Origin of the sequence: Bradyrhizobium sp. SZCCHNPS1003 (genome assembly GCF_032381555.1) — a bacterium.
Lineage (GTDB): Bacteria > Pseudomonadota > Alphaproteobacteria > Rhizobiales > Xanthobacteraceae > Bradyrhizobium.
In genome coordinates this window covers 33,660-48,076 of sequence record NZ_JAUHIU010000014.1, presented here as the reverse complement: position 1 = coordinate 48,076, position 14,417 = coordinate 33,660, and the positions used below count along the sequence as shown (strand labels likewise).

The following is a 14,417-nucleotide window of genomic DNA, read 5'->3' as shown; positions in this document are numbered from 1 at the left end:
GTCCGCGCCGGATGAGGACGCGCCATGCACGTATCGAACGAAGGTATCCTGGTCATTCTGTTCGTTGGCCTGGTTGCAGGCTGGCTCGCGGGCAAGATCGTGCGCGGCACCGGCTTCGGGCTGGTCGGCGACATCGTGATCGGCGTGCTCGGCGCTTTGGTCGCGAGCCTGATCTTCCCGCGGCTTGGCGTCCGGATCGGGACCGGCCTCGTGTCGGAAATCGTCTATTCCGTGCTCGGCGCCATCATTCTTCTGCTGGTGGTGCGGCTCGTGCGGACCGGCGGGCGGCTCTAGGGCTTGCGATCCGGCGCGGCTGAACGTTTGCACTGCGCCACGCGACATACCTAAGCACATAGCTAATTTACGCTAAAGTGAGCATCGTTGGACGCTCACCGCAGGAATCAGTATATTTCGCCTTGTTTGCCGCCAGTTTGTGCTTTTGATCGGCGGTCATGCAGCTCATTTGATCAATTGAAGAGATGGTGGTGATGGCGGCCGCACCTCACGTGAGGCAATCCGAGCTCAGCGATGCCTTGCGCGGTTGCCGCAGCGCCTTCATCGGCGTTGGGGCGATGAGCTGCATCATCAACCTGCTGTACCTCACCGGCTCGATCTTCATGCTCGAGGTCTACGACCGGGTGCTGCCCAGCCGGTCCGTGCCGACCCTGATCGGCCTGATCATCATCGCCGCCGGGCTTTACGCCGCTCAGGGCGCGCTCGACATGATCCGTAGCCGTATTCTCGGCCGCATCGGCACCGCCCTGGATGAGAGCCTGAACGCGCGGGTGTTCGACACCGTGGTGCGGTTGCCGCTGGCGGCCGGCGGTCGCAACGAAGGGCTGCAGCCGTTGCGCGACCTCGACAACATCAGGAGCTTTCTCGGCAGCCAGGGGCCGGGCGCGTTCTTCGATCTGCCGTGGCTGCCGCTGTATCTGGCAATCTGCTTCGCCTTTCACGTGATGCTCGGCGTCACCGCGCTGGCCGGCGCCATCATCCTCGTCACCCTGACGCTGATCACCGAATTCCTCACCCGCACTCCCGCAAAGGAGGCGATGGGGCTCGCCGCCCGCCGCAATGATCTCGCCACCGCAAGCCGGCGCAACGCGGAGGTGCTGGTCGCGATGGGCATGACCGGGCGCATGCTGTCGCGCTGGAGCGAGACCAACGAGAAATATCTCGCCGGCAACCAGCGCGCCAGCGACGTCGCCGGCGGCCTCGGCGCCATCGCCAAGGTGCTGCGCATGATGCTGCAGTCCGCGGTGCTCGCGGTCGGCGCCTATCTCGTGATCCATCAGGAGGCGACCGCGGGCATCATCATCGCCGGCTCGATCCTGAGCGCGCGGGCGCTGGCGCCGGTCGATCTCGCGATCGCGCATTGGAAGAGCTTCGTTGCCGCGCGCCAGAGCTGGCGCCGTCTCAGCCATCTGTTGCAGACGATGCCGCAGCGACCGGCGCCGACCCTGCTGCAGCCGCCGGTCGGCAAGCTCTCGGTCGAGGCCATCTCGATCGTCGCGCCCGGCGATCAGAAGGCGATCGTGCAGGACGTGAGCTTCGCGCTGTCCGCCGGCAACGGCCTTGGCATCATCGGCCCGAGCGCGTCGGGCAAGTCGTCGCTGGTCCGCGCGCTGGTCGGCGTCTGGCGTCCGGTGCGCGGCCATGTCCGGCTCGACGGCGCGGCGCTCGACCAATGGTCGACGGACGAGCTCGGCCGCCACATCGGCTATCTGCCGCAGGATGTCGAGCTGTTCGGCGGCACCGTGGCGCAGAACATCTGCCGCTTCGATCCGAAAGCCTCCGCCGACGGCATCATCGCCGCCGCCAAGGAGGCCGGCGTGCACGACATGATCATCAAGATGCGCGACGGCTACGATACAGAGATCGGCGAGCAGGGCGCCGCGCTCTCGGCGGGCCAGGCGCAGCGCGTGGCGTTGGCGCGCGCGCTCTATGGCAACCCGTTCCTGATCGTGCTCGACGAGCCCAACTCCAATCTCGACACCGAAGGCGACGAGGCGTTGTCGCGCGCGGTGCGCTCGGCGCGGGCGCGCGGCGCGATCGTGGTCATCGTCGCACACCGGCCGATCGGCATCGAGGCGGTCGATCAGGTCCTGGTGATGAAGGATGGCCGCGCGCAGGCCTTCGGTCCGAAGGAGACGGTGCTGGCGCAGGTGCTTCAGCCGCGCCCGCCGGCACCGATCAAGATCGTCTCGGAGGCCGGAGTGACGAAGTCATGAGCAGTCAGGTCGTCGCTGGTCCTCTTCCGAGGGCGCGCAAGCCGGAGAGCGTGCGCGAGTCGATAAGGCGTCACCTGCTGGTCGGCATGGGCGTCGTCGTTGCAGTCGCCGGCGGGCTCGGCGGCTGGGCCGCGACGCAGCAGATCTCCGGCGCGTTGATCGCGCCGGGCCAGATCGTGGTCGAATCCAATGTCAAGAAGGTGCAGCATCCGACCGGCGGCGTGGTCGGCGAGCTCCGGGCGCGTGACGGCGACGTCGTCAAGTCCGGCGACATCGTGGTGCGGCTCGACGACACCGTGACCAAGGCTTCTCTCGCCATCGTCACCAAGAATCTCGATGCGTTGCAGGCGCGCGCCGCCAGGCTCGAGGCCGAGCAGCGCGGCTGGGCCAAGATCCTGTTTCCGCCGCAGTTGCTGCAGCGCATGAGCGATCCCGAGGTCAAGAGCCTGACGGCGAGCGAGACCAAGCTGTTCGAGGTCCGCGTCAACGGCCGCATCGGCCAGAAGGCGCAGCTGCGCGAGCGCGTCACCCAGCTGAACGAGGAGATCGAGGGCCTCTCGGCGCAGGTCAGCGCCAAGGACCAGGAGATCGCGCTGGTGCAGAAGGAGCTCGACGGCGTGCGCCAGCTCTATGAGCAGCATCTGGTGCAGCTGTCGCGGCTGACGACGCTGGAGCGCGACGCCGCCCGCCTCAACGGCGAGCGCGCGCAATTCATCGCGGCGCGGGCGCAGGCCAAGGGCAAGATCAGCGAGACCGAGCTGCAGATCATCCAGGTCGACAAGGACATGGTCAGCGAGGTGTCCAAGGATCTGCGCGAGACCACCGACAAGATCGGCGAGTTCGTCGAGCGCAAGGTCACCGCCGAGGACCAGCTCCGCCGCGTCGACATCCGCGCGCCGCAGGACGGCATGGTGCTGCAGTCCTCCGTGCATACCGTGGGCGGCGTCATCACCGCCGGTGACACCATCATGCTGATCGTGCCGCAGAGCGACGACCTCCAGGTCGAGGCCAAGGTCAATCCGCAGGACATCGACAAGCTGCAGGTCGGCCAGAAGACCTTGCTGCGGCTCTCCGCCTTCAACCAGCGCACCACGCCGGAATTGAATGGCGTCGTCAGCCGCGTCTCGCCCGACGTCACCACCGACCAGCGCACCGGCCAGAGCTATTACACCATCCGCGTCTCGATGCCGCCGGAGGAGATCGCCCGGCTCGGCGACGTCAAGCTGATTCCGGGCATGCCGGTCGAAGCCTTCGTCCAGACCGGCGATCGCACTGTGATCTCCTATCTGATGAAGCCGCTGCACGACCAGCTGATGCGTGCGTTCCGGGAGAAGTGAGGCAAGGGCGACACGCCGCTGCTTCGAGACCATTGGCGCTGCCCCAAACTCAGTGTCATCCCCGCGAACGCGGGGATCCATAACCACCGGCGGACATTGGCTTGCCCGAAGGCTCAACGTGTGGCCTGCCTCAAGCGAGATCACGCGGTATGGGTCCCGGGTCGGCGCCCGCTGACGCTTTGCGTCACCGGGCTTGCCCGGGACGACACCGGAGCACTTACTGTTCGAGCTTCGTCAGCAACAACTCCAGCGCGCTCTGCGCGAACAGCTGCATGTTGGCAAAGCGGTCGCTGCGGCCGCTCTCCAGAGTGACCACAGCGGTCGCGGGGCCGGCCACCGCGAAACAGGCATGGCCAGCGGCGTCGCCATAGCGGTTACCGGTCGGGCCGGCCGCGCCGGTCTCCGACAAGCCCCAATCGGTCGCAAAGCGTGTCCTGATCTGCCGCGCCAGCAGCTCCGCATAGGGCTCTGACGCCGAGCGAATGCCCTTCATCGCCTCGTCCGGAATGTCCATCAGCACGCGGCGGCCGTCGCGCGTATAGACCACGGCGCCGCCGAGGAAATAGGCGGAGGCGCCGGGCACCGCGAGCAGCGCCGCCGCGATCAGGCCGCCGGCGGAGGACTCCGCAACGGCAATGGTCTGCTTGTTGGCGATCAGCCGCGCCGCGACCTTCTCGGCGACAGCGATGAGGTGCTGCATGGCGGTCATCCTTCGGCAGCGTCGACACCCGCTGCCGCCGGCTGCTGTTCATTCCCACCATCATGCGCCGAAAGCGCGCGCCAAGGAAGGCGCTGCCCCTCGCAGCGATCACGCAATGACCGGCTCGCGCGCCGCGACGGCCTGGCGGCCGCCGCGATAGACGGTCATCGCTGCGATGATACCGAGCACGGCGGCGCACATCAGCCAGTAGCCGGGCGAGGCCTTGTCGCCGGTCTTGTTGATGAGCCAGGTCGAGACCGCCGGCGTCGCGGTGCCGAACAGCCCAGCCGCCAGCGCAAAGGCGATCGAGAAGCAGGTGGTGCGGACATGCGCAGGCACGATCTCGACCAGGCAGCCCAGCATGGTGCCGCTGTAGACGCCGAAATAGAACGAGAACAGCATTTCGACCGCGAGCAGCTTGCCGAAGCTCGGCGCCGCCGCGAGCCAGTGCAAGGCGGGATAGGCGGTCAGCAACGCCAGAGCCGCGATGGTTAGCAGCACCGGCTTGCGTCCGATCCGATCCGACACCGCGCCGCCAACCGGATTCCATAAGAAGTTGGTCACGGCGACCAGCAAAGTGACGAGCAGTGAATCCGCCGCCGACAGCTTCAGTTCCTTGCCGAAACCGGGACCGTAGACGGTGATGAAGTAGAACATCGTCGTGGTCAGGACCGCGATCATCATGCCGAGGATCACGATGCGCCAGTTCTCCAGCGCCGAGGCGAACACTTCGCGCGCGGTCGGGTGCTTCTTCATGGCGAGGAAGGCCGGCGTCTCCTCCAGCGTGCGGCGCAGGAAGAAGATCAGCGGAATGATCAGGCAACCGATGAAGAACGGGATGCGCCAGCCCCAGGCCGCCACCATGTCCGCCGGCATGGCCTGGTTGAGCACATAGCCGATGACCGACGCGACGAAGATCGCGACCTGCTGGCTGGACGACTGGAACGAGGTGTAGAGGCCGCGATTGCCGGGCGTGGAGATCTCGGACAGATAGACCGACACGCCGCCGAGCTCGACGCCGGCCGAGAAGCCCTGCAACAGCCGCCCGAGCAGCACGATGATCGGGGCCGCGATGCCGATCGTCGCATAGGTCGGGCAGAACGCGATGACAACGGTGCCGACCGCCATGATGCCGAGCGTCACGATCAGGCCCTGGCGCCGGCCGATCTTGTCGACATAGGCACCGAGCACGATCGCGCCGACCGGCCGCATCAGGGCGCCGAGCCAGAACACGCCATAGGCATTGAGCAGAGATGCAGTCTCGTTCTCCGATGGGAAGAACGCCTTGGCGATGATCGGGGCATAGAACCCGAACAGGAAGAAGTCGAACTGCTCGAGGAAATTGCCGCTGGTGGCGCGCAGGATCGCGCCGATGCGCGAATGGATCGTAGCCGGCTGCGGGATTGACGTTGAGGACACGCGGGGAAACTCCTACCGTCGAGAGGCTCGTGCGGAGGATTTCTACGCCGGCCGAGGGGAAAGGTGCGACAATCTGCCACGCCAGGCCCTGGCGGCCAATAGCTTTGCGCTCAAGGCGCCCTAGGCCTGAACAGAATTGCCGGCGGCCGCCTTCTGCTGCGTTGCATCCTTCAGCCATTGCCGGAACGCCTTCAGCTTCAGCGGATCGGTTCGTCCCTCCGGGGTCACCAGATAGAACCCGGCGTCGCTCGGCAGCGCCATCTTGAACGGCACCACCAGCCGGCCCTTGGCGATGTCGTCCTGGACGTAGGCCGTGCGGCCGATCGCGACGCCGAGCCCGTCGATCGCGGCCTGGACGGTCATCAGCGACAGGTCGAAGCTCAGCCGGCCCTGCCTCGACATCTCCACCGGCAGACCCGCCGCGGTCAGCCAGAGCCGCCAGTCGTCGTCATAGCCGCCGCTCGCCTGCAGCAGCGTGTGATGCGCGAGGTCCTCCGGACAACGTAGCGGCTTGTCGCCCTGCAGCAGCGCCGGACTGCACACCGGAAACAGCTCGTCGGCCATCAGCCATTCGGCCCGGACGCCCGGCCAGTGGCCGCGGCCATAGCGGATCGCAGCGTCGACGTCGTCCTTGCGGAAGTCGACCAGGGTGGTCGAGGTCGTGATCCGCACGTCGATGCCGGGATGGGCTTCCTGGAATGCCGTCAGCCGCGGCAGCAGCCATTTGGCGGCCAGCGAGGCGATGGTGGAGACCGTCAGCACCTTGGCGTTGTCCTTGCGCACCAGCCGCTCGGTCGCCAGCCGGAGATCGTCGAACGCCGCCCGCACCAGCGGGAGATAGTCGCGGGCCTGCGGCGTCAACGCCAAGCTACGGTTCTGGCGGACGAAAAGGCGCAGCCCGAGCTCATCCTCCAAGCGCTTGATCTGATGGCTGATCGCGGTCTGCGTCACGTTCAGTTCGGAGGCCGCGCGGGTGAAGCTCAGATGCCGCGCCGCGGCCTCGAACGCCCGCAATCCATTCAGCGACGGCAGCCGGGTCACTCAGGGTCTCCCGTTTGCATGACGTTATATCATCCGAAGCGGTAGTAAATGTCGTTTGTAGATGAAAGGCAAGCCTCCGATAGTGCAGGTTCAGTGCAATACAGGAGGCTTTCATGTCTTTCTACGTCTCCTCGTCAATGACGAAACATCATACTCCCGGCTTCTGGTCGGGGGTGGCCGAGCTACTCGCCGCCTGGCGCCTCCGCTACCGCACACGGCACGAGCTGGCGCAATGGTCGGAGCGCGACCTGCACGACCTCGGCCTGTCCCGTAGCGATATCGCCGCCGAGATCGACAAGCCGTTCTGGCGGGGTTGAGCCCCTCACTCGTCCCGTCGCGCCGGCGCCGCTCCGCAAAGGAGGGCGCCGGCAATTTGATCTCCGCCGGAGTCCGTCATGCCGACGTCCGCCGTTGCCGATTTCGCCGCCGCGTCCAACGCCATTCACACCCGGCGTGGCGACGAGGTGCGGCTGCGCTTCGTGACATCGGCTGATGCCGAGGCGCTGCAGACCTATGTGCGCTCCTTGAGCCCGCGCTCGCGTCACAAGCGTTTCCTCGGCGCGCTGAGCGAACTGCCTCCGGCTGTGCTCGACGATTTCGTCGCGCTCGGCCGCAACGACCGTTACAGCCTGATCGGCGTGATGGATCACGACGGCGTCGAGAGCATCGTGGCCGAAGCGCGCTACGCGCTCGACCGCGATACCGGCCGCGTCGAGTTCGGCCTGTCGGTGCAGGACCGCTGGCAGGGCCACGGCATCGGCCCGGCGCTGATCGCGAATCTCGAGCGCCGCGCGGTTGCGCTCGGCGGCGTCACGCTATCGGGCGATGCGCTGCGTACCAACGACGTGATGATTGCGCTCGCCAGGAAGTCCGGCTTCGATCTTCGCCAGTATCCCGATGACTGGACCTTGGTGCGATTCGAGAAGGAGCTGAGGCACCGGTCTACGGAATCGCCAAGCGGCGGCCTGAGGGTAGTGGACCGTGAGCCGCGCATCATAGCACATTCATGATATGACGTCCGTCATGCCACGCGCAGGCGGAGTATCCCATGCGCTGCGGTCTGTCCACGTTCCTCTCCGCGAGCTGCGCGTACTGGATCGCCCGGTCAAGCCGGGCGATGACAGTCGTTGTGAGGCGAGCATCGGCAATCGAATGACTACGCCGCGCCTCAAAACATCTCCACCCACGGCCTGAGCTCGATCTCCCAGCTCCAGGCGCTGCGCGGCTGCTGAAGCACGCTCCAATAGCTGGCAGCGATGGCGTCCGGGTCGAGCATCGAGTCCGGGCGCTCGGCGGGCTCCTGCCTTGCCGCACTCCTGATCCCGCCGTCGATGACGAAGTGCGCGACGTGGATGCCCTGCGGCGACAGTTCGCGCGCCATGCTCTGGGCGAGGCCGCGCAGCGCGAACTTGCCCATCGCGAACGGCGCCGACTGGGCGTAGCCCTTCACGCTGGCGGAGGCGCCGGTGAACAGGATGGCGCCGTGCTTGTTCGGCAGCATGCGCTGTGCCGCCTGCTGCGCCACCAAGAAGCCGCCGAAGGCGCTGACGGCAATCGACTGCTGCACGTCGGCCGGCACGAGATCGGTGAGCGCTCCGCGCGCCCGCGCGCTGGCATTGTAGACCACGAGATCAGGCGCGCCGATCTCGCGCTCGACGATGCCGAACAGCCGCTCGACCTCCTCCGGATTGGTCGCATCGCAGGGGTAGGCGCGGGCGCCGGTCTCGTTGCAGAGCGCGCCGAGCTTCTCGATCTTGCGCGCAGCCAGCGCCACGCGGATCTTCTCGCGCGCGAACAGCCGCGCCAGCGAGGCCGAGAGCCCTTCGCCGGCACCGACGATGAGGGCGATCTTGTAGGCTGGGATATCCATGGGCAGGTCCTTGGGCCAAAGCGTCCGCAGGAATCAAGCTAATGCACCGGCGGCCGACTTCCTACGGCTCGTCCCCACATTTTTGCCACGCGCCCTCAGGTGGGGCGCGGCTGCAATCCGGCGAGGCAACCAATCTCCTCCAGCACGACGTCGAGTCGGCTTCGATCGTGCAGGAACGCGTATTTGCCGCGGAGCATGGCCAACGAGCGCGCATGATATTTCTGCGGCTTCTGTGTCCACGTGAAGTCACCCAGCTGCACGCTGAAGACGTCGCGCTGTCCCGCCAGTGCCTGCTCGTTGGCGAGCGTCCACGGCATGAACAGCGCGCCGACTTGGCGGGTCAGGATCGGCATCAAGGTCAGTGACAGTTCCGGCCACAGCTCGAACTCGCCTTCGGCGCGCGGCCATAGCATGCGGTGGATCCAGGCCAGCACATGCGGCGCGCGGCCTTCGATCAGGGCGCCGGCGGTCGGATCGGTCCACAGCTCGTAGAGCTGGCCCCACAGTCCGAAATCGCCGTAGGCCGGACGGTGGCCGAACAGATACGGCCTGACCGAGAGATGTCGTTCGAGCAGGTCGAGCATTTCGGCAAAGCCCTGCTCGATCTGCGGCGCGTTGATCTCGTTCGAGCCGACATACCAGAGCCGCTCGACCATGCGGGCGCGGACTTTATCCGCCACTTCGCCGCACTCGGCCTCGTCCGCCCTGGGGGCGCGGATGCGGGCGATGCGTCCGGCCGAGGCGCGCTGATCGAGATCGCGGGCCCAGCGATAATGGAACATCCACTTGTTGCCCCACTCGTCGCCGAACTCCTCGATCAAGGCCGAGATGAAGCTCGTCAGCGCGTCGCCGGGATGAAGCGTGGGTTGCGGAAAGTCGAGCTCCAGCGCGTCGATGATCGGCGTCGAATCCTGCATCGGCATCTCGTCGGGGCCGACCACCAGCGGAATGATCGGCAGCTTGGCGTGCCGCGCGAACTCCGCCTCGCTTTCCGCATTGCGCAATATCCATTGATGCGGAATGCCCTTGTAACGCAGATACGATCGCACCTTGACCGAATAGGGCGACATCTCCGCCCCGAAGATGCGATAAACCTCCGTCGGCTGATTGGTCATGGATCTGCTCCCGGTTCGGCGCACGCCGCTGCTTGTTGTGTATCCCATCAGGCGCAACCTGTCGAAGAGTCCATCAGAGACTTGCGGAAACGAACGAGGGCTTAACGATCATGCATCAGTTCCTGAAACGCGATGACGTGATGACCGGCGGCGCGAGGCCGGAGTTGCTGGCGCCCGATACCACGGGGCTGAACTTCTATCGCGCCGATCCGGCGCTCACCGATCTCCTGCGCATCCATCTGCCCGAGACGCTGTTTCGGCACCTCGTGCCGCATCTCGACCGTCTCGGCGAGCTCGCCGGCTCCTATCTCGACGAATGCGCCCGCTTGGCTGACCGTCATGGCCCCGTGCTGCACCAGCGCGACCGCTTCGGCCGCGACGTGCAGTGGGTCGAGTATCATCCCGCGTATCGCGAGCTGGAGCGCGCCGCCTTTGGCGAGTTCGGCATTCATGCGATGTCGATCCGCAAGGGCATTCTCGGCTGGCCGAGCAAATATCCCGTCGCGGCAAAGCACGCCTTCACCTTCCTGTTCAACCAGGCGGAGTTCGGTCTGGGATGTCCGATCAATGTCACCGATGGCTGCGCCAAGCTGCTGGCGAGCTTCGGCAGCGACGGGCTCAAGGCCAAGTACCTCGATGGCCTGACCCAGACCGACATGAGAAAGCTGACCCAGGGTGGCCAGTTCATGACCGAGAAGGAGGGCGGCTCCGATGTAGGCACCTTGACGACGGTCGCCGTCCCGGAGGGCGACCATTGGCGCCTGCATGGCGAGAAATGGTTCTGCTCCAATGCCGATGCGAAAGTGGTGATGCTGCTGGCGCGGCCGCAAGGCGCCGAAGCGGGAACGCGCGGCGTCGGCCTGTTCTTGATGCCGCGCTTCCTCGATGACGGCAGCCAGAACCACTATCGGATCGTGCGCCTGAAGGACAAGCTCGGCACGCGCTCGATGGCCTCGGGCGAGATCAAGCTGGAGGGCGCGATCGCCTATGCGGTCGGGCGGCTCGATCGCGGCTTCGTGCAGATGGCCGAGATGGTCAACTCGTCGCGTCTCTCCAACGGCGTCAAGTCGACGGCGCTGATGCGGCGGGCCTGGCACGACGCGATCACGGTCGCGCGCAACCGCGTGGTGTTCGGAAAACGCATCGTCGACCTGCCGCTCGGGCGTCGGCAATTGATGAAGATCCTGCTCGCGACCGAGCAGGCGCTGTCGATGAGCTTCCTCACCGCCGACGCGCTCGACCGTGCCGAGGCCGGCAGCCAGGAGGCCGCGGCGCTGCTGCGCATCCTGACGCCGACATTGAAGTTCCGTGCCACGCGCGACGCGCGCAAGGTCTGCGGCGATGCCTTGGAGATGCGCGGCGGCATCGGCTATGTCGAGGAGTTCGTCACCGCGCGGCTGCTGCGCGACGCCCATCTCGGCTCGATCTGGGAGGGCACCGGCAACATCGTCGCGCTCGATGCGCTGAAGCGCGCCGTGGGCCGGCACGGTGCGGAGGCCGCGCTGGCAGCCGAACTGCATGCGCGGCTCGACGACAGCGCCGCCGTGCCGCAGGCCTGGCGCGATCAGCTGCATCGACTCGTGGATCGTGCCGTGGGCTTTGCGCGCGAGGTCGCGGGACGCGCCGACAATGAGTCCGAAGCGCGCCGCGCCACCAGCCTGCTGTATCACGTGGCGAGCGCCGTCTCGACGACCTGGGAAAGCGCGCGCATCCACGCGATGCGCGGCGACGCGCGCAGGCTGTTGCTGGCGAAGCTCATCGTCGCGCACCGGCTGACGCCGTCCGATCCGTTCCGGCTCGCGGAAAATAGGATGGATGATGCCATCGCGACACTGCTGCTCGGCGAACGTACCGCTGATATGGAGGAGGTTGGCGAACTGCTGTCAGCGGCGTAGGCTTGCCGCGACCAACAACAAACAAGATCGGGAGAACGCCAATGAAAGCCGCCGTGCTGATGGAGGTCAACAAGCCGCTGGTGATCGAGGACATCAGTGTGCCCAAGCCGGGGCCGCGGGAAGTGCTCATCCGCACGGCGGTGGCCGGTCTCTGCCATTCCGACCTGCACTTCATCGAAGGCCTGTATCCGCATCCGCTGCCCGCCGTGCTCGGCCATGAATCGGCTGGGATCGTCGAGCAGGTCGGCGCCGACGTAACCTATGTGAAGCCGGGCGATCATGTCGTCACGTGCTTGTCCGTGTTCTGCGGCACCTGCGACAACTGCACGACGGGCCGCCCGGTGCTGTGCACCGATACGACGGTGAAGATGCCGCCCGGCGCCTCCAACCGGCTGTCATGGGGACGAAGTGAGAAGCTGCACCAGTTCCTCAATTTGTCGTCCTTCGCCGAGCAGATGCTGGTGCACGAGAACGCGATCGTGAAGATCCGTCCGGACATGCCGCTCGATCTTGCCGCGCTGATCGGCTGCGGCGTCATCACCGGCTATGGTGCCGTGGTCAACACCGCGCGGGTTACGGCCGGTGAGACCGTCGCCGTGATCGGCTGCGGCGGCGTCGGCATGGCCGCGATCAATGGCGCCGAGATCGCGGGTGCCGGCCGCATCATCGCCATCGACACCAATCCGGCCAAGCTGCAACTGGCAACGAAGCTCGGTGCCACCGACATCATCAATCCGGCCGACGGCGACGTCGTGGCCCAGGTGCGCGAGCTGACCAAGGGCGGCGTGCACCACGCCTTCGAGGTGCTCGGGCGCAAGGAGACGGCGGAGCAGGCGTTTGCGATGCTGGCGCCCGGCGGCACCGCGACCATCGTCGGCATGATCCCATTCGGCCAGAAGATCGAGCTGCACGGCTTCGACTTCCTGCGCGAGCGCCGCATCCAGGGCTCGTCGATGGGCTCGAACCACTTCCGCGTCGACATGCCCCGTCTCGTCGAATTCTATTTGCGCGGCAAGCTGCATCTGGAGGACTGGATCTCCGCCAAGCTGAAGCTGTCCGAGATCAACGAAGGGTTCGCCAACATGAAGGCCGGCAAGACGCTGCGCAGCGTGATCATGTTCGACGCGTGAGGTGGGTGGTCGGGTGTGAGGCAGGTGATGAGGTTCGGCGGGTCTGCCTATTAGTTACCCGTCATGCCCGGGCTTGACCCGGGCATCCAGTCTCTCTGGAAGATGGATGGCCGGGTCAAGCCCGGCCATGACGATGTAGGACGACGGCGGAATTTGGCGAGGCGTTGTTGAACAAGCCCGATCGCTAACTAGTTCGCAAACAGCGGCGGCGGGACGAAGCCGCCGAACTCGCGCTCGATCAGTTCGGCGAGCTTGAGCGGCGTGCGGTCCTCGAAGAACGGGCCGACGATCTGCACCCCGACCGGCAGGCCGTCGGCAAGCCCAAGCGGAATCGCGGTGGCGGGCAGTCCGGGCAAGGTGGCGATGCCCGGCCAGGCGAGCTGATCGGTGTAGCAGTGCTCGACGCCGTCGATGCTGATGCGGCGCTGCTCCTGGTCGGCCGAATGGTCGTGCGGATAGGCCGGCGTCGGCATGATCGGGCAGATCACGGCATCGAACTGCTCGAACAGCGTTCGCCATTGCGCGCGCAGCCGTGCCCGCGCCCCGCCGGCCTGCACCCAGTCGCGATGGCTGAGCGCGATGCCGCGCAGCCGCTCCGCCGCGAGGCTCGCTGCCTCCTTCGGCAATTGCGCGGCCGCGTGGCTGGCGCCGGCGTGGACCTCCGCTGGCATGGTGGCGCCGATGAAGCCGAGCAGCATGCGCATGTAGAGCCGGCTCGATGCGGCGAAGTCCGGCAGCAGCGGGCTCTCCGTCGTGACGCTGACGCCGGCCCGCGCGAGGTCGGCCGCCAGCCGCTCGATCGCGCCGCGCACGGCGCTGTTGGTCGGCAGCAGCGGATCGCTCGCGACCACCAGCACGCGGAAATCCTGCAGGCGACCGTGACGCGGCGGCGGCAGGTCGAGGCGAAACGCCTTGCCGGCTTCGAGCGGGTCGGGGCCTGCGATCACATCGAGCAGCAGCGACAGATCAGCGGCCGAGCGGGCCATCGGGCCGACGACGGCGAGGTCCGCCTCGCCCGGCAGCGGCTGAAACGGCGGTGGCGTGTGGCCGCGCGAGGCCGCGAGGCCGTAGGTCGGCTTGTGCGCGGTGACGCCACAATAAAACGCGGGGACCCGGAGCGAGCCGCCGATATCGGAGCCGAGCGACAGCGAGCCGTAGCCGGCCGCCAGTGCCGCGGCCGATCCGCCGGACGAACCGCCTGGCGTGCGGCCGAGATCGTAGGGATTGTTGGTGGTGCCGTAGATGTCGTTGTAGCTCTGCCAGTCGCCGAGCCCGAGCGGCACGTTGGTCTTGCCGAGCACGATGCCGCCGGCATCCTTCACGCGCGTCACCGTCAGCGCATCCTCGGCCGCGATGAAATCCCTATGCTGCGGAAAACCCCAGGTCGTCGGCAGGCCGGCGACGTTGTAGGATTCCTTCACCGTGAGGGGAAGGCCGAGCAGGGGCCGCCGTTCGCCGCGCGCCAGCGCCGCGTCGGCGACGTCAGCGGCAGCGAGCGCGCGCTCGAAATCGCGCACGCAGACGGCGTTGATCTCGGAGTCATGACGTTCGATGCGGTCGATGGCGAGCCTGGTCAGCTCCACGGACGAGATCTGACGATCTGCCAATGCCTTCGCCGTGTCGACGGCGGTTGCGAACGTCCATTGCGGTGCGGCCAAGGTCGATCCTCCCGGTGCGAT

13 protein-coding genes are annotated in these 14,417 nt (G+C 66.6%); 7 read left to right on the top strand and 6 right to left on the bottom strand.

Annotated features, from left to right (window positions below; all coding sequences use genetic code 11):
- The first annotated feature begins 24 nt into the window (after positions 1-24).
- The 3 genes from QX126_RS22860 (at position 25) to QX126_RS22850 (ending at position 3,568) form a co-directional block, all read left to right on the top strand.
- A complete protein-coding gene (locus QX126_RS22860) occupies positions 25-294 on the top strand; it encodes a GlsB/YeaQ/YmgE family stress response membrane protein (RefSeq protein WP_315783808.1) in 270 nt (89 codons plus the stop codon).
- A 194-nt stretch (positions 295-488) separates the two neighbouring features.
- Positions 489-2,231 carry a type I secretion system permease/ATPase gene (locus QX126_RS22855; protein ID WP_315734816.1) on the top strand — a complete coding sequence of 581 codons (1,743 nt, stop codon included), beginning with the start codon at positions 489-491 and terminating at the stop codon, positions 2,229-2,231.
- Positions 2,228-3,568 carry an HlyD family type I secretion periplasmic adaptor subunit gene (locus QX126_RS22850; protein WP_315753615.1) on the top strand — a complete coding sequence of 447 codons (1,341 nt, stop codon included), beginning with the start codon at positions 2,228-2,230 and terminating at the stop codon, positions 3,566-3,568. The genes QX126_RS22855 and QX126_RS22850 overlap by 4 nt, the downstream gene beginning before the upstream one ends.
- 217 nt (positions 3,569-3,785) lie before the next feature.
- Here the strand turns inward: QX126_RS22850 and QX126_RS22845 are convergent, their stop codons facing one another.
- The 3 genes from QX126_RS22845 to QX126_RS22835 form a co-directional block, all read right to left on the bottom strand.
- Entirely contained in the window at positions 3,786-4,268 is a 483-nt protein-coding gene (locus tag QX126_RS22845) for a CinA family protein (RefSeq protein ID WP_315783806.1), read from the bottom strand.
- Positions 4,269-4,376: 108 nt separating this feature from the next.
- The gene (locus QX126_RS22840) at positions 4,377-5,687 is read right to left on the bottom strand and encodes an MFS transporter (RefSeq protein WP_315783805.1); all 1,311 of its coding nucleotides are present in this window, start codon (positions 5,685-5,687) and stop codon (positions 4,377-4,379) included.
- Positions 5,688-5,807: 120 nt separating this feature from the next.
- Positions 5,808-6,728: a transcriptional regulator GcvA gene (locus tag QX126_RS22835; RefSeq protein ID WP_315783803.1), complete on the bottom strand. Its 921-nt coding sequence runs from the start codon at positions 6,726-6,728 to the stop codon at positions 5,808-5,810.
- A gap of 113 nt (positions 6,729-6,841) precedes the next feature.
- Between QX126_RS22835 and QX126_RS22830 the strand changes: the two genes are divergently transcribed.
- Both QX126_RS22830 and QX126_RS22825 read left to right on the top strand, forming a co-directional pair.
- Positions 6,842-7,045, top strand: a complete 204-nt coding sequence (locus QX126_RS22830; RefSeq protein ID WP_315734806.1) for a DUF1127 domain-containing protein — start codon at positions 6,842-6,844, stop codon at positions 7,043-7,045.
- A 78-nt stretch (positions 7,046-7,123) separates the two neighbouring features.
- Positions 7,124-7,738 (top strand): GNAT family N-acetyltransferase, encoded by a 615-nt coding sequence (locus tag QX126_RS22825; RefSeq protein ID WP_315734804.1) that lies wholly within the window; start codon positions 7,124-7,126, stop codon positions 7,736-7,738.
- 158 nt (positions 7,739-7,896) lie between these two features.
- Here QX126_RS22825 and QX126_RS22820 read toward each other — a convergent pair whose 3' ends face one another.
- Both QX126_RS22820 and QX126_RS22815 read right to left on the bottom strand, forming a co-directional pair.
- Positions 7,897-8,598: an SDR family NAD(P)-dependent oxidoreductase gene (locus QX126_RS22820; protein ID WP_315734802.1), complete on the bottom strand. Its 702-nt coding sequence runs from the start codon at positions 8,596-8,598 to the stop codon at positions 7,897-7,899.
- Positions 8,599-8,693: 95 nt separating this feature from the next.
- Positions 8,694-9,713: a glutathione S-transferase family protein gene (locus QX126_RS22815; RefSeq protein WP_315783801.1), complete on the bottom strand. Its 1,020-nt coding sequence runs from the start codon at positions 9,711-9,713 to the stop codon at positions 8,694-8,696.
- Positions 9,714-9,823: 110 nt separating this feature from the next.
- Here QX126_RS22815 and QX126_RS22810 point away from each other — a divergent pair, with 110 nt between their 5' ends.
- Positions 9,824-11,608, top strand: a complete 1,785-nt coding sequence (locus tag QX126_RS22810) for an acyl-CoA dehydrogenase family protein (RefSeq protein WP_315783800.1) — start codon at positions 9,824-9,826, stop codon at positions 11,606-11,608.
- Positions 11,609-11,649: 41 nt separating this feature from the next.
- Complete coding sequence (locus QX126_RS22805; RefSeq protein ID WP_315783798.1) at positions 11,650-12,738, top strand: Zn-dependent alcohol dehydrogenase; 1,089 nt, start codon at positions 11,650-11,652, stop codon at positions 12,736-12,738.
- 188 nt (positions 12,739-12,926) lie between these two features.
- Here QX126_RS22805 and QX126_RS22800 read toward each other — a convergent pair whose 3' ends face one another.
- Positions 12,927-14,396 carry an amidase gene (locus tag QX126_RS22800; protein WP_315783796.1) on the bottom strand — a complete coding sequence of 490 codons (1,470 nt, stop codon included), beginning with the start codon at positions 14,394-14,396 and terminating at the stop codon, positions 12,927-12,929.
- Positions 14,397-14,417: the final 21 nt, after the last annotated feature.

Coding starts and splice junctions, on each gene's coding strand:
- QX126_RS22815 (WP_315783801.1), bottom strand. CDS start 9,713: ATGACCAATCAGCCGACGGAGGTTTATCGCATCTTCGGGGCGGAGATG.
- QX126_RS22810 (WP_315783800.1), top strand. CDS start 9,824: ATGCATCAGTTCCTGAAACGCGATGACGTGATGACCGGCGGCGCGAGG.
- QX126_RS22845 (WP_315783806.1), bottom strand. CDS start 4,268: ATGCAGCACCTCATCGCTGTCGCCGAGAAGGTCGCGGCGCGGCTGATC.
- QX126_RS22805 (WP_315783798.1), top strand. CDS start 11,650: ATGAAAGCCGCCGTGCTGATGGAGGTCAACAAGCCGCTGGTGATCGAG.
- QX126_RS22820 (WP_315734802.1), bottom strand. CDS start 8,598: ATGGATATCCCAGCCTACAAGATCGCCCTCATCGTCGGTGCCGGCGAA.
- QX126_RS22850 (WP_315753615.1), top strand. CDS start 2,228: ATGAGCAGTCAGGTCGTCGCTGGTCCTCTTCCGAGGGCGCGCAAGCCG.
- QX126_RS22825 (WP_315734804.1), top strand. CDS start 7,124: ATGCCGACGTCCGCCGTTGCCGATTTCGCCGCCGCGTCCAACGCCATT.
- QX126_RS22860 (WP_315783808.1), top strand. CDS start 25: ATGCACGTATCGAACGAAGGTATCCTGGTCATTCTGTTCGTTGGCCTG.
- QX126_RS22855 (WP_315734816.1), top strand. CDS start 489: ATGGCGGCCGCACCTCACGTGAGGCAATCCGAGCTCAGCGATGCCTTG.
- QX126_RS22830 (WP_315734806.1), top strand. CDS start 6,842: ATGTCTTTCTACGTCTCCTCGTCAATGACGAAACATCATACTCCCGGC.